The following is an 18,426-nucleotide window of genomic DNA, read 5'->3' on the forward strand; positions in this document are numbered from 1 at the left end:
GGACCGGGCCGATCCTTTCGGTGCGGATGGGCAGTGCCGCCACGGCGGTCCGCGCCACCGGACGCCTGGCGGCGCAGGGGATTTCCGTGGCCTGCTTTCGCCCGCCCAGTGTTCCGGATGGCATCTCCCGGTTGCGCATCACCGGGCACGCCCACCATGAAACCACTGCGCTGCAGGAGGCACTGCACGCCATCATCAGCACCGTCACCCAGGAGGAGCATTCATGAGCTGCCCGTTCGCCACCGAACCCAGCATGCCCGGCCCACCGGCAACGACAACACGACGGGCGCCGTTGGGCGGAAACCTGCACCGGGCCTACCCGCCACAAATCACCGAACGCTACCGCATCATCGAGGATCCGCGGCAGGTGCGCCGGATCCTGCTGCGCCCGGAACTGTTCACCCCGGATAATGCGCTGCTCACCGCGATCGACCTGGCCCCGAGCGCATTGCGGATCCTCGCGGCCGAAAAGTTCTTCCTGCCACCGGTGCTGGCCAGCGCCGGCGGGCAGGAGCACCGCCGGGTGCGGCGCATCGTTGCCGGGTTCTTCAGCCCCGCCAAGGTGGCCGCCCAACGTGGGTTCGTGCAGCGTCGGGCGCGGGAGATCTGCGAGGATCTGGCCGCCGGGACCGAAAGGGAACCGGTGGACCTGAGCGCACGGCTGGCCGCGCCGATTCCGGCAGAGGTGATGCAGCGCCTGAGCGGGGTGCCGGTGCCGCCGGCGGACCTGCTCAAGCGCTTCAGCCGCCACTCACTGGAATTGTTCTGGGGGTGGCCGGATCACCAGCGCCAGCTGGAGCTGGCACGCACCGCCGCGCAATTCCATGCCTGGCTGCGCCAGAGCGTCCTGCAGGCCATCGCCGCCGGGGACGGAAACCTCTACGCCGAACTGCACCGGGAAGGGGTGGACACGGACCGGATCCGCTCGCTGAGCTACTTTTTGACCATCGCCGGCCAGGAGACCACGGCATTGCTCATCCACACCGTCCTGCACACCGCACTGGACCGGGACCGCTGGGAGCAGTGCGCCCACAACCCACACACCGCCGCGCAGCTGGTCGGTGCGGTTCTGGCCGCCCAGTCCTCGGTGCCGACCTGGCGGCGCGTCGTGGCCCGGGACACGGTATGTGGCGGTGAGCAATTCTCGGCTGGCCAGCAGCTGGTGTTGCAGCTGTCCGGAGGCCAACTGGGCCAGGAGCAGGATGATTCGCTGGCCTTTGGACTGGGAGTTCACCGGTGCCTGGGGGCCGGGCTGGCCCGGATGCAGGCCGAGGAAGTGCTGCGCACCGCAGCGCAACAGCTCCCGGGACTGACCCTGACCGAGCCGGAAACGCCTTGGCTGCATCTGCTCTCCTTCCAGGCCCCGCTCACGGTGCCGGCACGGCTGGCTGCGGCCGGGGTGCGGGCATGAGCGGGGACGCCGCCAGGATCCTGGCGGTCACCGGGACCGATACCGAGGTCGGCAAGACCGTAGTCACCGCGGTCCTGGCCGCAGCCGCCCTGCAACGCGGCCACCGCGTGGCGGTCTACAAGCCCACCCAGACGGGGGTGGGGCCGGGCGAGGAAGGGGACGTGCAGGCGGTCGCGCGCTGGCTGTCGCACCCCGCCCAGCTCACCGTGGCCGAAGGGGTGCGCCTGGCCCCGGCGATGGCGCCACTGGATGCGCTGGGCCAGGAAGCGCGGCGTCGTCCCAGCGGCGGCGCCGGTTCACTGCTGAGTCTGCAGGAGCATGTGCGTCGGGTGGGGGAACTGGCCCGCACCCATCAGGTGGTGCTTGTGGAGGGGGCCGGCGGCCTGCTGGTGAAGCTCACGCAGCAGCAGCAGACCTTGGCGGACCTGGCCAGGGAACTGCACGCCCGGCCGGTCCTGGTGACGCGACCGGATCTGGGAACCCTGAACCACACCGAACTGACGCTGGAAGCGGCCAGCCAGCGTGGGCTGCGTGAGGGCCTGCTCGTGATGGGCAGCTGGCCGGGGCAACCGCAGGCGCTGCACGAAGTGAACCGCGCGAACCTGCGCGGGCTGGCCGCAAACTTCGGCTGGACGTGGGCGCCCGGCCCGCCGGCTGGCGTGGTTCGGCAGGGCGCGGGAACGCTCACCGCACGACTGCACGCCGCCGGGCAGAAGATTGCCCAGACCGGGGAGCTGTGGGAAGCGCGGGTCAGCGCTGCGCACCGGGTGCGGCCAGGGCGTTGATCGCGGGGCTGCGCCCGGCCAGCTGCGCGGCGGTGGCGGTGATCATCTGCTGCATGGCCGCCGCCGCCCGGGTCAACCCCACATCCTTGCGGTGGGCCAGGGAAATGGTGCGGGTCAGGGAGGGCTGCTCCAGCCGGCGGGTATGGAACTCGCTGCGGTCCAGCAGCACCGTGGCCGGTACGACCGCCACCCCCAGGCCGAGCTGCACGAAACGCAGCACCGCATCCATCTCCCCGCCCTCCAGGACCACGTTCGGTTCCAGATTGCAGCTGCGATAGGCCTGCATGGTGGCTGCCCGCAGGTCATAGCTGGGGGAGAAGACGATCTGCGGCACCGGGGCCAACTGGGCCAGGCTCAGCGGGCCCTGCCCCGCCGGCAGCTGGCCGGTGTTGGCGGCAATGACCATGAGCTCCTCCGAGAGCAGCGGAATGTCATCCAGGGACTCGAAGGCGGCCGGTTCGTGCTCGGAGGCCACCACCAGGGCCAAATCCAGTTGACCGGCCGAGAGCTGCTCCAGCAGCAGACGCGAACCGGCCTCGCTCAGGTGCAGCTCGATTCCCGGATAGCGCCGGTGGAACTCACCCAGCACCATGGCGACCAGGGAAATGCACATCGAGGGCGGGGCACCCAGCCGCACCCGGCCGGCACGCAGCCCAGCCAGCTCCTGCATCTGGTGGCGGATCCGGTCGGCATCGGCCAGCATCCGGGAAGCCAGCGGCACCAGCGCTTCCCCGGCCGGGGTGAGGGTGATGTTGCCGCGGGCGCGGTGGAAAAGCTGGGATCCCAGCTCGGATTCCAGGGTGGCGATCTGCCGACTCAGCGAGGGCTGAGCCAGGTGCAGCTGCTCGGCGGCCCGGGTGAAGTGACCCAGGTCCGCGACGGTCAGGAAACTCTTGAGCTGGTCGAGGTTCATGGCTCCAGCCTAAAAGACAATAGCAAAAACGCATCGAAACCAGAAAAATAATTCATTGGACTAATGGTTTCCGGGTTTCTAGCGTGGAAGCCATGGGTATGAACAGCTCCGTCGCGGGCAACAACGGCGACACCACGAACAACGAATCCAACGACAACGCCACCGGCCACCGGTTCGACGGCGGCACCGGCAAGATCCGGGAACGCAAGATCTCCACCGGCGTGCTGGTGATCGGCACCGGTGGATCCGGGCTGCGCGCAGCCATTGAACTGGCCGAACTGGGGGTGGACGTGCTGGCCGTGGGCAAGCGCCCCCGCCACGACGCCCACACCTCCCTGGCCGCCGGGGGCATCAACGCCGCGCTGGGAACCATGGACGCCGAGGACAGCTGGCAGCAGCATGCGGCGGACACCATCAAGGAAAGCTATTACCTGGCCAACCCGCACACCGTGCAGATTGTGGCGCAGGGAGCGGCCGAGGGCATCGCGGACCTGGAACGCTACGGGATGGGTTTTGCCCGTGAAGAGGACGGACGGATCTCCCAGCGCTTCTTTGGCGCCCATACCTTCCGCCGCACCGCGTTCGCCGGGGACTACACGGGCCTGGAAATCCAGCGCAGCCTGGTCCGCCGCAGTGAACAGCTGCAGGTCCCCATCCTGGATACCGTGTACATCACCGACATCCTCACTCATGACAACCGCGTGTTCGGCGCGTACGGCTTCGACGTGAACAACGGCACCCGCTACCTGATCCACGCCGATGCGGTGATCCTGGCCGCCGGCGGACACAACCGCATCTGGCGGCGGACCTCTTCCCGACGCGATGAGAACACCGGGGACTCCTTCCGCCTGGCGGTGGAGGCCGGGGCCCGGCTGCGCGACCCGGAGCTGGTGCAGTTCCACCCCTCGGGAATCATTGAACCGGAAAACGCGGCCGGCACCCTGATCTCCGAGGCAGCCCGCGGCGAGGGCGGCATCCTGCGCAACGGGCTGGGGGAGCGGTTCATGGAACGCTACGACCCGCAGCGCATGGAACTGTCCACCCGCGACCGGGTGGCGCTGGCGGCCTACACGGAAATCAAGGAAGGACGCGGCACCAAGAAGGGCGGGGTCTGGCTGGACATCTCCCACCTGCCGCGCCAGCTGATCATGGAGCGGCTGCCGCGGGTGTACCAGACCATGCTGGAGGTGCAGATGCTGGACATCACCCGCGAACCCATCGAGATTGCGCCGACCGCGCACTACTCCATGGGTGGGGTGTGGGTGCGTCCCGAAGACCACTCCACGCACGTGGAGGGGCTCTACGCGATCGGTGAGGCCTCCAGCGGCCTGCACGGGGCGAACCGCCTGGGCGGCAACTCGCTGATTGAGCTGCTGGTGTTTGGGCGGATCGTGGGCCGGGCGGCCGCCGAGTATTCGGCCGGGCTTGAGTCCCACACCCGTTCGGCCGCCGCGGTGACGCGGGCCCGCGCCGAGCTGGAGCGGCTGCTGGCCGCCGACGGACAGGAAAACGTGCGCTCCCTGCAATGGGCGATCCGGGACATGATGACCGAGTGCGCCGGGGTGGTGCGTGACGAGGCGGGCCTGCTCGAAGGGCTGCGCCGGCTGGATGAGATCGAAGCGCGGATGGCCAACGTGGGAATCCACCCGGACATTGCCGGCTTCCAGGACCTGGCGCACGCCTATGACCTGAAATCCGCGGCGCTCTCCGCCCGGGCCACCCTGGAGGCGGCGCTGGAACGGCGCGAAACCCGCGGCTGCCACAACCGCAGCGACTACCCCGAGCAGGATCCGCAGCTGCAGGTGAACCTGGTCTGGTCCCCGCACGGCGGGGTGGTGCGCGAGTCGATCCCGCCGGTGCCCGCCGAGATCAGTGAGCTGATCGGTGAGGTGGACACGGCCGGGAAGCTGGTGGAGTAGTCCCGCGAGTTTAGAGACCCGTTGGAGCCATCGCACTCCTGCGGGCCTTTAAGCTGGCTGAGGGCAACAACCGGAAGTTCGCCCAGTTCGGCACCGAAGAAACCGTGCATTCGTCAACTTACCGAGGCAAAAGGACACAAGAATCCGTCATAGTGGAGTACGTCATGATGGACGTCCTTATCCATCGTGGTGTCTGGATGCGCTACACCTGAGGCTCCAAGTGCAGTATTTGATCTGCTATAGCCAACTCATGAGAGTCGTGACTGACCATAGCCACCGCGCAGCCACGGAGAGCCTCCTCGCGCAGCACCTGATGGATCCGCTGCCGGCTTGCCGCATCCAGCCCGGCGGCCGGTTCGTCGAGCAGCAGTGTCGGGGCGTTCTGGGCCAACGCCTGGGCCAGCAACACGCGTTGTCGCTGACCCCCGGACAGGGCGGCGAAAGGCCGGTTCTCGAACCCCTCCATCCGCACCCGGCTCAGTGCCTCGGCGGCCATGCGCCGCGATTCGCGCCGCGGCAGCCGGCGCCGCCAGGTGCCCATGAGCACCACGTCCTGGACAGTGAGGGGCAGCGAACCCGGTGCCGCGGCGCGCTGCACCACCAAAGCCACGGGTCCATGCCGTTCGATCGTGCCGCGTCGCGGGCGCCGCAGCCCAGCCAGTATTGAGACCAGGGTCGACTTGCCCGAGCCGTTGGCCCCGGCGATGCCCAGGATGCTGCCGGGCACGAGTTCGGCGCTGACATCGTGCAGCACGTCCTCGCCGGCGTAGGCAAAGCAGAGGCCGGCGGCGCTGATCGTAGAAGGGAGATTCGACATGCACCCAGCGTAGCAAATTGCTAATGATTCTCATTAACGCTAAATTCTCCTGTGTGTTGATTGAACCCCTGCAAACCGACTTCATGCTGCGCGCCCTGACCGGCGGCGTGCTGGTCGCCGCCATCTGCGCGGTGGCTGGCACCTGGGTTGTGGTGCGCGGCATGGCCTTCCTGGGGGAGGCCCTGAGCCACGGCATGCTGCCCGGCGTTGCGCTGGCCACCGTGCTTGGCCTCCCGCTGCTGGCTGGCGCCGCGGTGAGCGCGGTCGCCATGAGCGCTGCCATCGGCGCCCTGCAACGACGCGGACGGATGTCCTATGACACGAGCATCGGCTTGCTGTTCGTCGCAATGCTGTCTGCCGGCGTCATCATCGTCTCGCATTCACGCAGTTTCGCCACGGACGCGACGGCAATGCTCTTCGGGGACATTCTTGCCATCGGCCCCGGCGACCTGCTTGTGCTGTGCTTCGGGCTGCTCGCCGCGCTGGTCATCGCCGTCGCGTTCCACCGAAGATTCACCGCTGCGGCCTTCGACGAGCGCATCGCGACCACCCTGGGATTGAAGCCCCGGATGGCGCAGGTGGTGCTGGTCGGGCTGGTAACCCTGGCGGTGGTCGCCTCCTTCCAGGCGGTAGGCACGCTGCTGGTTGTTGGGTTGTTGCTGGCCCCGGTGGTCGCGGCGAACCGCTGGACCACCCGGATTCCCAGCACCATGGCGCTGGCTGCCGTCTTCGGCTCCGCCGCGGTGGCAGTGGGCCTGTGCGCCTCCTGGTATCTGGGTACCGCGGCCGGGGCGTCAATTGCCGGCACGGCGATCCTCGCCGCGGCATTTTCGGGTGTCGCGCGGGCCGGCCTTGCCCGGCTGTGCAGCACCGATCGACACCATGAAACCGCTGCGCCCACCGCAATCCACGAAGTTGAAAGAACCCCATGAATCGCATCATCCCACCCCTGGCCGCTACCGCTCTGCTGCTCGCCGGTCTCACCGGCTGTGCCCCCGCCGGGCCGTCAGCCGAGCAGTCAATGGCTCCGAGCGAATCCTCGAACCACGACGAGCACGACCACGACGACCATGACCATGAAAGCAGTGAGGGACACGGCGAAATCGAGGGAGCCCAGGAAACCACCGAAGCGCCGTTGCATATCGTCTCCATTGACTCCGCCGGAAACGCCGGCATGACCGACCTGCTGGACGGCAAGGAGAGCAGCCTCGAAGCCATCCCCGCGCCCACCTCGGTGTATAGCGATGGGCGCTACGTCTTCGCTTCCACCGCCGAGGGGCTCTCGGTGATTGACAGCGGCATGTGGAGCTGGGCCCACGGCGATCATTTCCACTACTACCGCGCCACCCCACGCAGCGTGGGCACGTTGGCAGGAGGCAAAGACGCCGTGGTGACCGGTTCGGCGCTGCCCACCGCCGGCGGCACCGGCGTATTCTTCCGGGACACCGGCCGCGCGGTGCTGCTGAACAATGCGGAATTGGCCGAGGGGCATGTGCATCCGACCTTCGAGATCGACACGGGCAAGCACGACGGGCTCGTGGCACCGCTGGGCGAGGGTGCCGTGGTCAGCGTCCCCGGCAAGGACGGCAAAGCGACGCAGGTGCGCTTCCACGGCCCGGACGGCCAACCTGTCAACGGCACGGAAGTCGAATGCGACCAGGCCAGTGACGCCATCACCACTGCGGCCGGCCTCGTCATCGGCTGCGCCGACGGTGCGCTGGTGGTCTCCCTGGGCGGGGATGGGGATGAGGCGCCGCAGTACCAGCGTGCCGCCTACCCCAAGGGAACCAAGGCAGGGGAGCGGGCCACCGACTTCGATGGCCGCAAGGGGCGCACCAGCGTCGCGGCCGTGGCCGGCGAGCACGGCGCCTGGGTGCTCGACGTGCGCGAAGGCAAATGGCAGCGCATCTTGGCCGACGTTCCGCTGTTGCGCGTGAGCGCGGTGGATGACAAGGACGGACACGTGGTGGCGCTTGATACCGCGGGGCGCATCCACGTGCAGAAGCTCATGGGCAATGAGCCCGCCAAGGTCTCCGAACCCCTGCTGGCCAAGACCATGGCCGATAAGAAGGCGCTGGCCGGCGTGGAGCTCGTGGTGGACCAGCAGCGTGCCTACCTCAACGACCCCGCGGCCAAGGCCGTGCATGAAATCGCCTTTACGGACGGGGCGCGGATCGCCCGGCATATCGAAACCCCGACCGCGCCGGACTTTATAGCGGAGACCGGGCGGTGAGCGGCCGCTTCGCCCGTCGTCTCGCTGCTGCAGCAGGGCTGGCCACCGGCCTGTTGCTGGCCGGCTGCACGCCGGATGCCGGCGGGAGTGAACCGCCCAGGATCGTGGTCACCACTAATATCCTGGGAGACGTCACCCGAAACATGGTTGGGGACGCTGCCGAGGTCACGACCTTGATGAAGCCGAACGCGGACCCGCACTCCTTCGAAATCTCGGCGCGCCAGGCGGCCGCGCTGGGCGACGCCGACCTGCTGGTAGCCAACGGGCTGGGACTGGAGGAGGGGCTGGAACGGCACCTGGAAACCGCTACGGCCTCCGGTGCCTGGCTGTTCGAAGCCGGGGAGCATCTTCAGGCCATCGACTATGCCCCGGATTCTGGGAGCACGGCGGCGGACCCGCACTTCTGGACCGACCCGGCGCGGGTGCTCGATGTCATCGACGCGCTGGAAACCGAGCTGCGCGGCATCGAGGGCATCGACGTGGGGCAGCTGGAGGAATCCACCGCCGCCTACCGTGCCCAGGTCGCCCAGCTCGACGAGCAGATGTCCAGCTCCTTCGCCCAGATCCCCGCCGAGCGACGCGCGTTGGTGACCAACCACCACGTCTTCGGCTATCTCGCCCAGCGCTTCGGATTCCGCGTTATCGGGGCGGTGATCCCCGGCGGCACGACGCTGGCCTCGCCCAGCGCCGCCGACCTGAAGGAGCTGGCGGACGCGATCCGTACGGCGAACGTCCCGGCGATTTTCGCCGACTCCTCGCAGCCCGACCGGCTGGTGCAGGCCCTGGCCAGCGAGTCCGGGGTCCAGGTGGAGGTCATCGAGCTGTTCACCGAATCGCTGACCGAACCCGGGCAAGGGGCAGCCAACTACCTGGAAATGATGCAAGCCAATACCGAAAGAATCACCCGCGGGCTCAGCTGACGAGCCCATCCTTGAAAGGTAATGAACAACATGAACAAGACATATCGCCGATCCCTCGGCATGCTTTCCTCGTTGGCGGTGCTGGCGCTGGCCGCCACCGGCTGCGCGGGCAGCGGCGAACCAGAAGCCAGCGCATCTTCGGGATCGCAGCAGGCCAGCGGCACCGCGCCGCTGGCGGTCTCCTACGAAAACGCCATTGCGGTGCTCGACGGGCAGAGCCTGGAAGTGAAGCAGACCTTCGACAGCGAGGCGTTCACCCGGCTGAACGCCGCCGGTGACGGACGCAGCGTCCTGGTCACGACCTCGAAGGGCTTCCAGGTGCTCGACACCATGACCCCCGAATTGCGCCAGGCCACCTTCGCCGCCAAGACGCCCGGCCACGTGGTGCGCCACGACGGGAAGACCATCCTGTTTGACGACGGCACCGGAGATACCACCATCTTCGATTCCACGCAGCTGGCCGACAGCGGGCAGGACCTGCCGCAAACCGAGGTCCTACCCGGCCAGGAAGCCCACCACGGGGTTTCGATCAAGCTCTCCGACGGCACGCTGGTGACCACCGTGGGCAACGCCGAATCGCGCAGCGGCGCGAAGGCGCTGGACGAGCACGGCCACGAGATCGCCCGCAGCGAGGACTGCCCGGGCGTGCACGGGGAGGGCACCGCCGCCAGCGAGGCGGTGGTCTTCGGCTGCGAGAACGGGGCGCTGCTCTACCACGACGGGCACTTCGACAAGTTCACCGCACCGGACGAATACGGCCGCATGGGCAACGCCTTTGTCTCGGAGAGCAGCCCGCTGATCGTCGGAGACTACAAGAACGATCCGGATGATGAGGGATACCTGCTGGAGAAGGTCGTGCTGATCGACACCGAACAGCACAGCTACGAGGTCCTCGACCTGCCAGAGAACATCAAATACACCTGGCGCGGAGTGGTGCGCGGACCAGGGGAGAACGCCTACATCCTCTCGACCGACGGCGCGATCCACGTCCTTGATCCTTCCACCGGCAAGATCACCGGCCAGTACCCGGTGATCGACGCGTGGGAAGGTCCGGCGAACTGGCAGGATCCGCACCCGGCGCTGACCGTGAACGGAAACACCGCCTATGTAGCCGACCCGCAGAACAAGCAGGTCCACGCGGTGAACCTGGAAACCGGTGAGAAAACCGCCAGCGTCACGCTCGACGGAGTGCCGAACGAGATGGCTGCGGCGCTCGACGGCTAACCAGCACGGGCTCAAAAGGCTTCAGCAGCGGCATGCCTTGTCGCATCTGGAGTTTCCAGCCGCCGGTGTCATCTCCTTTCGGATGCCACCGGCGGCTTTGTGCTGTCCTGGATCGGGAGCGAGACAGGCGGGGAGAAACATGTACTGCTATGTGAGATGTGTATAAACAAAATAAATACCTCTGCATAGGAGAATTGATGGTGTCTGAGAATCCCTTCCGGCCGACCTTCGCCCCCAGCCCGGCACGGAGCGGTAAAATTCTCCATCCCGGGATTACGTGAGCACCTGCGCGACCAGGGGTAGGGGAGCATCCAGCATTCCCGACCAGCCGAATCTTCTGCGCGCGATGCGCAGCCTATTGGACGGTCGTACAAGCAATGGCCGGCTTCCCTTGGAGATTTTGGAACGGGGAAACCGGCCATCGAATTGGGGCGCAGGGGTCTATAGCCCGCGCACGATCAGCACATCCAGGGTGCGCGGCCCGTGCACGCCCTCGACGCGCTCCAGCTCGATGTCGCTGGTGGCGCTCGGCCCGGAAATCCAGGTTTGCGGGCGGGTCACGTCCATGCGCAGCATGGCCTCGGGCAGCAGCTGCACGATCGTGGAGACCGGCACGATGCACACGTGGTGATCGGGCACCAGGGAGATCGCGCGGCGGCCCTGGTCGGGTTCGCCGTCCAGGATGATGGTGCCGGACTCGGCGATGGACACCGCCGAGGAGGTCACCACGGCGCTGGTCTCATCGAGCACCGGGATGTCCAGGGCGTGGCCCGGGGCATCGATGCGCCGCTCAATGGACTCGGGCAGCTGCTCCAGCCAGCCGGTGTCCAGCCCGTGCGGGTAAACCACCGAGCGGGCGGTGGCCAGCTTCGCGGCGACGTGGGTGGCGATCTGCTCGGCCTCGATGACATCCACCCCGGCCTTGTAGTCCACCAGGCGGTCCACCAGCAGCTCGATGACCTCGGTTTCGCTGAGCTGCGAGGTGGTGCGGTAGTCGCGCACCACCGGTTCCACGTGCGGGTTATCGGCCAGCGCGGTGCGGATCCGGCCCAGGATCTCTTCCTTGGCGCTCATTTGCCCTCCTTCTCGCTCTTCCACCAGTCGCGGAAGGACTTGCTTGGCGGTGCCGGGATGTCGCGGCTGGCGGTCCAGCCCGCCGCGATGCCCGGCAGGCGCTTGATCTTCTTGTCCCGGCCGGCGGCCAGCTTGCCCAGCGGCAGCCCCTTTTCCAGCAGGTCCAGGTTCCGGCCCTTGCCCAGCGCCCAGGAGCCGCCCTTCATCAGCAGGTCCATCTGGGTGGGCAGCAGCTTCTTGCCGCGCTGGGAATCCACGTCCTCCCCGCGCAGGTGCACCAGGATTTCGGGGATGTTGATCTTCACCGGGCAGGCGTCAAAGCAGGCGCCGCACAGTGAGGAGGCGTAGGGCAGGGAGTTGTTTTCCTCGGCCTCGATGCCGGTCAGCAGCGGGGAGAGGATCGCGCCGATCGGACCCGGGTAGGTCGAGCCGTAGGCGTGCCCGCCGGTGCGTTCGTAGACCGGGCAGACGTTCATGCACGCCGAGCAGCGGATGCAGTTCAGCGCGCTGCGCCCGAAGCGGTCCGACAGCGCCCGGGTGCGCCCGTTGTCCATCAGCACCAGGTGCACGTTCTGCGGCCCGTCGTTCTCGGTGACCCCGGTCCACAGCGAGGTGTACGGGTTCATCCGCTCCCCGGTGGAGGAGCGTGGCAGCAGCTGCATGAAGACCTCGATGTCCTGCCAGGAGGGCAGCACCTTCTCGATCCCCATCACGGTGATCAGGGTTTCGGGCAGGGTCAGGCACATTCGCCCGTTGCCCTCGGACTCCACCACGCCCAGGGTGCCGGTGTCCGCCAGGGCGAAGTTGGCCCCGGAGATCGCCACCTTGGTGGAGAGGAACTTCTTGCGCAGGTGCTTGCGCGAGGCCTCGGCCAGCTTGGCCGGCTCATTGGTCAGGTTCGGATCCACATCCGGCATCTCGCGCAGGAAGATGTCGCGCACCTCGGTGCGGTTCTTGTGGATCGCCGGGACCAGGATGTGGCTGGGCTTGTCGTGGTCCAGCTGCACGATCAGTTCGGCCAGGTCGGTTTCGAAGGCGGCGATGCCCTGGGTTTCCAGGTGCTCGTTCAAGCCGATTTCCTGGGTGGCCATGGACTTGACCTTGACCACCTCGGTGGAGCCGGTCTGCTTGATCAGGTCGGTGACGATCTGGTTCGCCTCGGCCGCGTCGCGGGCCCAGTGGATGATGCCGCCGCGGGCGGTGAAGTTCTTCTCGAACTCCTCCAGGCGCTCATCCAGCCGTGCCATCGCCTGGTTCTTGATCGCCTCCCCGGCGTTGCGCAGCGACTCCCAGTCCGGCAGCTCGCCGACCACGCGCAGCCGCTTGTCGCGGATGGAGTGGGTGGCGTGGCGCAGGTTCGCGCGCAGCTGGGTGTTCTGCAGCTCGTGGTGGGCGGCCTTCGGGAAGGACTCATCGGCAAACAGGTTGCCTTCCCCGGCCGCCGGCATGCCCAAAAATACCTGACTCACAGTGCCACCATCTCTTCCTTCGTGCTGGCCAGGATGTTGGCCAGGTGCATGGTGCCCGGCTTCTGGCCATTGCGTGAGAGCCCGCCACTGATGTGCATCAGGCAGGAGACGTCTCCGCCGACGCACAGCGAGGCGCCGGTGGAGGCGATGTTGCGGGCCTTGTCCTGCAGCATCGCCGAGGAGACATCGGAGTTCTTGATGGAGAAGGTGCCGCCAAAGCCGCAGCACTGGTCTGCCTCGGGCAGCTCCTCCACTGTAATCCCGCCCACCGACTTGAGCAGGTCCAGCTGCCGGTCGCCCAGCTTCAGCAGGCGCATGCCGTGGCAGGAGGGGTGGTAGGTGACGCTGTGCGGGAAGTAGCTGCCCAGCTGTTCGGCGGCGTTGGTGATGCCCAAGACGTCGGTGAGCAGCTGCGAGAGCTCGTAGGTGCGTCCGGCGACCTCCGCGGCGCGGGACTTCAGGTCCGGCTTGCCCAGCCGCTCGGCCAGCATGCCGTGCTGGTGCTTCAGTGAGGAGACGCAGGATCCGGAGGGTGCCACGGCCACGTCGTAGTCGGCGCGCTCGAAGGCCTGGACATGGTTTTCAACCACCGGCAGCGCCTCGGGCATGTAGCCGGAATTCATGTGCATCTGCCCGCAGCAGGCCTGGCCGGCCGGGAAGATCACCTCATGGCCAAGGCGTTCCAGGATTTTCACCGTGGACTTGGCCGTTTCCGGGTACATCGCGTCGACGATGCAGGTGGCAAAGAGTGCAATACGCATAAGAATAACTCTCTCGCTGTGTGGTCTGACCATACTAGGCGCATCTTTCGGATCCCGTCAAGACTTGTTGTGATAGCACTCACCTTGTATTATCGGTGGTCTGACCATATGTGGTCTGACCATCACTAGTAAGGACGCCCACACCGTGTTTACACCATCAACCGAGCCGATCGCCGGCAGCGTGGCCATTTCCGCGCTGGTCGCCCTGATCCCGCTGCTCACCTTCTTCGTCATGCTGGCCGTAGTTAAGGTCAAGGCCCACTATGCCGGACTCAGCTCCCTTTTGGTCGCGATCATCGTGGCGATCTTTGGCTGGCAGATGCCGGTGGGGCTGGCCATCAACTCCGGGGTGATGGGCGTGGTGTTCGGCGCCTTCCCCATCGTGTGGATCGTGGTCATGGCGATCTGGCTCTACCAGGTCACCGTGGTCTCCGGGCGCTTCGAGGATCTGCGCCGGGTCTTTGACGTGATCGGCGGCGGGGATGTGCGCATCCAGACCGTGCTGATCGCGTTCTGCTTCGGCGGCCTGCTGGAGGCGCTGGCCGGGTTCGGTGCCCCGGTGGCGATCACCGCCACCATGCTGCTGGCCCTGGGGCTCTCCCCGCTGCGTGCGGCCAGCGCCGTGCTGATCGCCAACACCGCCCCGGTGGCCTTTGGCGCCGTGGCCATCCCAATCACCACCGCCGGTGCGCTGACCGGGATCCCGGCCGGGGAGATCGGCGCCACCGTCGGACACCAGTCCCCGGTGCTGGCCCTGTTCGTCCCCACCGTGCTGGTGCTGGTCATCGCCGGATGGCGCAGCATGCGCCAAACCCTTCCGGTGACCCTGGTGATCGGCATTTCCTTCGCCATCGCCCAGTGGCTGTGCGCGACCTACTTCTCCTATGAACTGACCGACATCGTCGCCTCGCTGGTGGGCCTGGGCGTTGCGGTGCTCTTCTTGCAGGTGTGGAAGCCCAAGGGCGCCGACGAGGCCCGCGAGCGCATCCTCACCCCCGAGGCGCTGGCCAAGCCGGTGGACGCGAACCGCAACCTGCGCCCGGGGGCGACCTGGATGGCGTTGTTCCCCTACGTGCTGGTGATCCTGATCTTCGGTGTGGCCAAGCTGTGGCGCCTGCGCGTGGACATCCCGGCGGCGCTGGCCGCCACCGACGTGAAGTTCGGCTGGCCGGGGCTGCACGGGAACATCGTGGACGGCAACGGCGAGGCGGTCTCCTCGACGATCTACAACTTCAACTGGCTCTCCACCCCCGGCACCCTGCTGCTGATCACCGGGCTGATCGTGGCCATCGTGTACTCCAAGTTCGATGACGGGGGCAAGTACCCGATCGCCGTGGGCAACGCGATCGCCGAGATCGGGCGCACCGTGTACAACATGCGCTTCGCGGCGCTGACCATCCTCTCGGTGCTGGGCCTGGCCTACGTGATGAACCTGTCCGGGCAGACCATCACCATCGGCACCTGGATGGCCGGGGCCGGTGGCGCGTTCGCCTTCCTCTCACCAATCCTGGGCTGGATCGGCACCGCGGTGACCGGCTCGGACACCAGCGCGAACGCCCTGTTCGCCAAGCTGCAGCAGACCGCCGGGGTCAATGCGGGCATCGACCCGACCCTGCTGGTGGCCGCCAACACCTCCGGCGGCGTGGTCGGCAAGCTGATCTCCCCGCAGAACCTGGCCATCGCGGCGACCGCGGTGAAGATGGAAGGCCAGGAGTCGGTGATCCTGAAGAAGGTGGCCGGCTGGTCGGTGGGCATGCTGCTGGTGCTGTGCGTGCTGGTCTACCTGCAGTCCACCCCGGTGCTCAGCTGGATGCTGCCGCACTAGGCCTGTGGCCCTGGCCAACGGCGCAACACACTAAAATGGGTTCTGATGTCTACAAAGCCAACTCCGCGTGCCTACCAGGTGGTCCTGGAGGCCATTGAGCGTGACCTGCGAACCGGGAAGCTGAATCTGGGCGATCAGCTGCCCGGGGAGCGGGCGCTGGCCGAAACCCATGGGATCTCCCGGGCCTCGGTGCGCGACGCAATCCGCATCCTGGACGTGATGGGCGTGGTGCGCACCTCCACCGGTTCGGGCCCGAACTCCGGGGCGGTGATCATCTCCAACCCCTCGGCCGGGCTGTCCCAGGCGCTGCGCCTGCACGTGGCGGCCAAGGGCATTCAGGTCCGGGAGATCGTGGAGTCCCGGATCCTGCTGGAGACCTGGGCGGCGCAGATGACCCCGCGCGACCCGATCCACGCCCAACAGGTGATCGAGCGCACCGCGGTGTTGATCATGCGCATGGATGACCCGCAGCTTTCCCGCGACGAGTTCCACCGCATTGACGCCGAGTTCCATGTGCTGCTCTCCTCGATGGCCGGCAACTCGGTGGTGGAGGCGATGATGGAATCCCTGCGCCACTCGATCAGCGACTACGTGGCCTCGGCCATCCCGGACGATGCGACCTGGCAGCCGATCGTGAAGGTGCTGCGCCGCCAGCACAAGGCAATCCACCGCGCGTTTGCCAACAACAACCGGGAACGGGCCGCGCACATGCTGGAGGAACACATCAACTGGTTCTACCAACAGACCCGCTTCTAGCGAGCCTTGATCACTTCACTGTCAGCGTTTCTTGCGGCGCCGATGAACTAACTCCTGGATTCGTGTGGCGCGGTTTTCGAGCGACGGATAAATAGCCTGACCTACCGGGCCGTCACCTGTTTACTGGTGACAAAGCTAGTGCTCGTGTACCCCGGTTTTGATGCACCCACCTTCACTGCAAGTTTTGCTGAACGGTCCTTGCTGGACACTTTGTATCTGGCCCGAGTGGCGGAAGCGATCGGCTTGCCGTTGCGCAGCCATTGGTAGCTGAGCTTGGCTCCGGAGGGCCACCGGTTGGTCGTAGCACTGAGTGTTCTTCCCACCTTGGCAGTTCCGGAGACCTCCACGGTGCCCCTGGACATCGTTCCGGCTGAGACGGAGTGACGGGCGCTAGAGACGTTTACGGTGGCGTATCCAGTCTTGCGTGCCGTGATCTTCACGGATACCTTCTGTGAGCGATCGGCTGCGGTGAGTTGGTACCTAGCTTTGGTCGCCGAGGCGATCGGCTTGCCGTTGCGTAGCCATTGGTAGCTTAGTGTGCTGCCGGACGACCAGCCGCTGGTCTTGGCGTTGATGGTGTTTCCCACCTTGGTGGTACCGGTGACCTGGATGGTGCCCTTGGCCGGGGTGCCGGCCTCAATGGTGCGGCCGGTGCTGGTGGCGTTCACGGTGGTGAAACCGGGCTTACTGCCCGTGACCTTAACCGAAATTCTCGTAGTGTAATCCGCCGCGGTAAGCTCATAGCTGCTTTTGGTGGCGGAGGTAATCACTTTTCCGTCGCGTAGCCATTGGTAGCCGAGCCTGGTGCCATCAAACCCGCCGCTGACGCTGGCGCTAAGCCTTTGGCCGACCCTGGCAGTTCCATGTAATTGGGCCTTCAAGGGAGGTAAAGTGCCTTTTTTAGCAGCGGCAGGAGCAGACGTAGCGGAGAAGGCATCGGCGGTATGAGTCCAGCTGGCCGTGACACGCACGGTGAGCGCTGTCCCGACGTCTTCGGCCTTCACATCGTATTCCGGGGATATCTCGTCTTCGATGGCCTTGCCGTTGCGCAGCCACTGGTAACTAAAAAGCTCTGGTTCACCAGACCATAGACCAGCCTTAGCTTTTAGAGTATGCCCCACCTCTGGGACCCCAGTGATGCTCGGGGGTCCGGTCAGCCAGCTGCCCGGGCGGATATAGGCGCTGGCTTCGGGGAATTCGGTGGCTTCGTAGCCCACGGGTAGCTCGAAATGCAGCACGGCCCTAACATTCTTACCGGCATCCGCAGGGAATGGTGTGAACGCGCCATTGCTGGTGGTGATGTCCGGGCCGGGCGCTGAGCTGATCAGGATCTCTGTTCTGGGCAGCTGGAACGGTAAATCAGGATTCGGGGTGAATACGGCGGTGGATTTCATCCCGACCGTCGGAGGCGAGCTGAAGGAAAGCTTGCCAATGTCTACTTGTATGCCCTCCAGATATCCGGTCCAGGCTCGCCGCGTGAGCATTTTCCCGTCAGGCCAGACGGCTGTGGCTCGCAATTCGATGGAGTTCCAGTACCATTTCGTCGGCAGGAAGAGTTCCGCGCCGGTGCCCACCACCTCATCTTTGCCGAACGCCTGCGAATGCCAGCTGAATGTGGTGCGGGCACCGGGGGCATTGATGGATGCGCTGATCGTCTGCCCGACGGTCTTCTTCCCGGCGATCGACGGCTCATTGTCGATCTGGTGCAGAGGGTCGTTAACGTCAAAGGAGGGGGCTGTTCCGAACGTATAGTTCCCGATTGAGTCAGAAATGGTCATCGAACTGGAATTGTCGTAATGACCATAGGGGGCGTCCGACAGTACTTGAAATTGAAGCTGGAAAGACGTGACGCCCGAAGCATCGGTCCCTAAGCTTCCGGGCACTATCCGTCCGTCATGCAGCTTCTTGCTGGTTTCGAACGTCCAGCCAAATTGTGGGGACTGGGGTGACCAGCTAAGGTAGCTATCTGCCGTTGGTGGGTTATCGTCCTTCAGCCGGACGGTATAGGTACCGGTATCACCTGGCTTGAGCACTGGTTTGTCGATGGTGATCTCAATGATTTCTGGCGGGGTGACATCATCCGAGGTCGTGCTAGCCAACGTTGGGACAGCAGGTATGAACACGAAGGCCAGGAATAGTAGGGCAGACAGAATGAGCGTGCCAGTGGAGCGCATGTGCGGTGTCCCTTGTGTGGGTTCCCGAGAGGAACGTCAGCGATGATGAGGTAAATCCTAGTCGCAGCAGGACGGTGCCGAACATCGCAGCCGTATCAAAATGGGGCGGGACACAACGGAAACAGAAACGGCTGGCAAATCAGGT

15 protein-coding genes and 1 pseudogene are annotated in these 18,426 nt (G+C 66.0%); 10 read left to right on the forward strand and 6 right to left on the reverse strand.

Going from position 1 to position 18,426, the window contains the following annotated elements; translation table 11 throughout:
• The 3 genes and pseudogenes from RCJ92_RS05565 to bioD form a co-directional block, all read left to right on the forward strand.
• A pseudogene (locus tag RCJ92_RS05565) lies at nucleotides 1-227 on the forward strand (aminotransferase class I/II-fold pyridoxal phosphate-dependent enzyme); the annotation flags it as partial.
• The gene (locus RCJ92_RS05570) at nucleotides 224-1,411 is read left to right on the forward strand and encodes a cytochrome P450 (protein WP_446753979.1); all 1,188 of its coding nucleotides are present in this window, start codon (nucleotides 224-226) and stop codon (nucleotides 1,409-1,411) included. The pseudogene RCJ92_RS05565 and the gene RCJ92_RS05570, both read left to right, overlap by 4 nt.
• A complete protein-coding gene (bioD, locus tag RCJ92_RS05575) occupies nucleotides 1,408-2,196 on the forward strand; it encodes a dethiobiotin synthase (protein WP_446753980.1) in 789 nt (262 codons plus the stop codon). Before RCJ92_RS05570 ends, bioD begins: the two co-directional genes overlap by 4 nt.
• Here the strand turns inward: bioD and RCJ92_RS05580 are convergent.
• Entirely contained in the window at nucleotides 2,162-3,109 is a 948-nt protein-coding gene (locus RCJ92_RS05580; protein ID WP_446753981.1) for a LysR family transcriptional regulator, read from the reverse strand. The two genes, bioD and RCJ92_RS05580, sit on opposite strands and share 35 nt — an antisense overlap.
• 92 nt (nucleotides 3,110-3,201) lie before the next feature.
• Between RCJ92_RS05580 and RCJ92_RS05585 the strand changes: the two genes are divergently transcribed.
• The gene (locus RCJ92_RS05585; protein ID WP_446753982.1) at nucleotides 3,202-5,028 is read left to right on the forward strand and encodes an L-aspartate oxidase; all 1,827 of its coding nucleotides are present in this window, start codon (nucleotides 3,202-3,204) and stop codon (nucleotides 5,026-5,028) included.
• Nucleotides 5,029-5,230: 202 nt separating this feature from the next.
• Here RCJ92_RS05585 and RCJ92_RS05590 read toward each other — a convergent pair whose 3' ends face one another.
• Nucleotides 5,231-5,845: a metal ABC transporter ATP-binding protein gene (locus RCJ92_RS05590; protein WP_446753983.1), complete on the reverse strand. Its 615-nt coding sequence runs from the start codon at nucleotides 5,843-5,845 to the stop codon at nucleotides 5,231-5,233.
• 53 nt (nucleotides 5,846-5,898) lie between these two features.
• On the opposite strand from RCJ92_RS05590, the gene aztB reads away from it, so the two are divergent.
• The 4 genes from aztB to aztD are packed head-to-tail and all read left to right on the forward strand — an operon-like array spanning nucleotide 5,899 to nucleotide 10,222.
• Nucleotides 5,899-6,777: a zinc ABC transporter permease AztB gene (gene aztB, locus RCJ92_RS05595; RefSeq protein ID WP_446753984.1), complete on the forward strand. Its 879-nt coding sequence runs from the start codon at nucleotides 5,899-5,901 to the stop codon at nucleotides 6,775-6,777.
• Nucleotides 6,774-8,078 (forward strand): ABC transporter, encoded by a 1,305-nt coding sequence (locus RCJ92_RS05600; RefSeq protein ID WP_446753985.1) that lies wholly within the window; start codon nucleotides 6,774-6,776, stop codon nucleotides 8,076-8,078. Before aztB ends, RCJ92_RS05600 begins: the two co-directional genes overlap by 4 nt.
• Nucleotides 8,075-8,998 (forward strand): zinc ABC transporter substrate-binding protein AztC, encoded by a 924-nt coding sequence (aztC, locus tag RCJ92_RS05605; RefSeq protein WP_446753986.1) that lies wholly within the window; start codon nucleotides 8,075-8,077, stop codon nucleotides 8,996-8,998. The genes RCJ92_RS05600 and aztC overlap by 4 nt, the downstream gene beginning before the upstream one ends.
• A gap of 30 nt (nucleotides 8,999-9,028) precedes the next feature.
• Complete coding sequence (gene aztD / locus RCJ92_RS05610; protein WP_446753987.1) at nucleotides 9,029-10,222, forward strand: zinc metallochaperone AztD; 1,194 nt, start codon at nucleotides 9,029-9,031, stop codon at nucleotides 10,220-10,222.
• A gap of 441 nt (nucleotides 10,223-10,663) precedes the next feature.
• Here aztD and RCJ92_RS05615 read toward each other — a convergent pair whose 3' ends face one another.
• Genes RCJ92_RS05615 through RCJ92_RS05625 form a run of 3 tightly spaced genes read right to left on the reverse strand, consistent with a single transcriptional unit; the run spans nucleotide 10,664 to nucleotide 13,526 of the window.
• Nucleotides 10,664-11,296 (reverse strand): LutC/YkgG family protein, encoded by a 633-nt coding sequence (locus RCJ92_RS05615; protein ID WP_446753988.1) that lies wholly within the window; start codon nucleotides 11,294-11,296, stop codon nucleotides 10,664-10,666.
• Nucleotides 11,293-12,765, reverse strand: coding sequence for a LutB/LldF family L-lactate oxidation iron-sulfur protein (locus tag RCJ92_RS05620; RefSeq protein ID WP_212743883.1), 1,473 nt, complete (start codon nucleotides 12,763-12,765; stop codon nucleotides 11,293-11,295). Before RCJ92_RS05620 ends, RCJ92_RS05615 begins: the two co-directional genes overlap by 4 nt.
• Nucleotides 12,762-13,526, reverse strand: coding sequence for a (Fe-S)-binding protein (locus tag RCJ92_RS05625; protein ID WP_446753989.1), 765 nt, complete (start codon nucleotides 13,524-13,526; stop codon nucleotides 12,762-12,764). The genes RCJ92_RS05620 and RCJ92_RS05625 overlap by 4 nt, the downstream gene beginning before the upstream one ends.
• A gap of 145 nt (nucleotides 13,527-13,671) precedes the next feature.
• Here RCJ92_RS05625 and RCJ92_RS05630 point away from each other — a divergent pair, with 145 nt between their 5' ends.
• The gene (locus RCJ92_RS05630; protein WP_446753990.1) at nucleotides 13,672-15,351 is read left to right on the forward strand and encodes an L-lactate permease; all 1,680 of its coding nucleotides are present in this window, start codon (nucleotides 13,672-13,674) and stop codon (nucleotides 15,349-15,351) included.
• A 45-nt stretch (nucleotides 15,352-15,396) separates the two neighbouring features.
• On the forward strand, nucleotides 15,397-16,107 hold the full coding sequence (locus RCJ92_RS05635) for a FadR/GntR family transcriptional regulator (RefSeq protein WP_138175845.1): 711 nt from the start codon (nucleotides 15,397-15,399) through the stop codon (nucleotides 16,105-16,107).
• Nucleotides 16,108-16,208: 101 nt separating this feature from the next.
• On the opposite strand, the gene RCJ92_RS05640 is transcribed toward RCJ92_RS05635, so the two are convergent.
• Nucleotides 16,209-18,281, reverse strand: coding sequence for a hypothetical protein (locus RCJ92_RS05640; protein ID WP_446753991.1), 2,073 nt, complete (start codon nucleotides 18,279-18,281; stop codon nucleotides 16,209-16,211).
• Nucleotides 18,282-18,426 lie beyond the last annotated feature (145 nt).

This window comes from Glutamicibacter sp. BSL13 (assembly GCF_052928425.1).

Coding starts and splice junctions, on each gene's coding strand:
- RCJ92_RS05570 (WP_446753979.1), top strand. CDS start 224: ATGAGCTGCCCGTTCGCCACCGAACCCAGCATGCCCGGCCCACCGGCA.
- bioD (WP_446753980.1), top strand. CDS start 1,408: ATGAGCGGGGACGCCGCCAGGATCCTGGCGGTCACCGGGACCGATACC.
- RCJ92_RS05580 (WP_446753981.1), bottom strand. CDS start 3,109: ATGAACCTCGACCAGCTCAAGAGTTTCCTGACCGTCGCGGACCTGGGT.
- RCJ92_RS05585 (WP_446753982.1), top strand. CDS start 3,202: ATGGGTATGAACAGCTCCGTCGCGGGCAACAACGGCGACACCACGAAC.
- RCJ92_RS05590 (WP_446753983.1), bottom strand. CDS start 5,845: ATGTCGAATCTCCCTTCTACGATCAGCGCCGCCGGCCTCTGCTTTGCC.
- RCJ92_RS05600 (WP_446753985.1), top strand. CDS start 6,774: ATGAATCGCATCATCCCACCCCTGGCCGCTACCGCTCTGCTGCTCGCC.
- aztD (WP_446753987.1), top strand. CDS start 9,029: ATGAACAAGACATATCGCCGATCCCTCGGCATGCTTTCCTCGTTGGCG.
- RCJ92_RS05615 (WP_446753988.1), bottom strand. CDS start 11,296: ATGAGCGCCAAGGAAGAGATCCTGGGCCGGATCCGCACCGCGCTGGCC.
- RCJ92_RS05625 (WP_446753989.1), bottom strand. CDS start 13,526: ATGCGTATTGCACTCTTTGCCACCTGCATCGTCGACGCGATGTACCCG.
- RCJ92_RS05635 (WP_138175845.1), top strand. CDS start 15,397: ATGTCTACAAAGCCAACTCCGCGTGCCTACCAGGTGGTCCTGGAGGCC.
- RCJ92_RS05640 (WP_446753991.1), bottom strand. CDS start 18,281: ATGCGCTCCACTGGCACGCTCATTCTGTCTGCCCTACTATTCCTGGCC.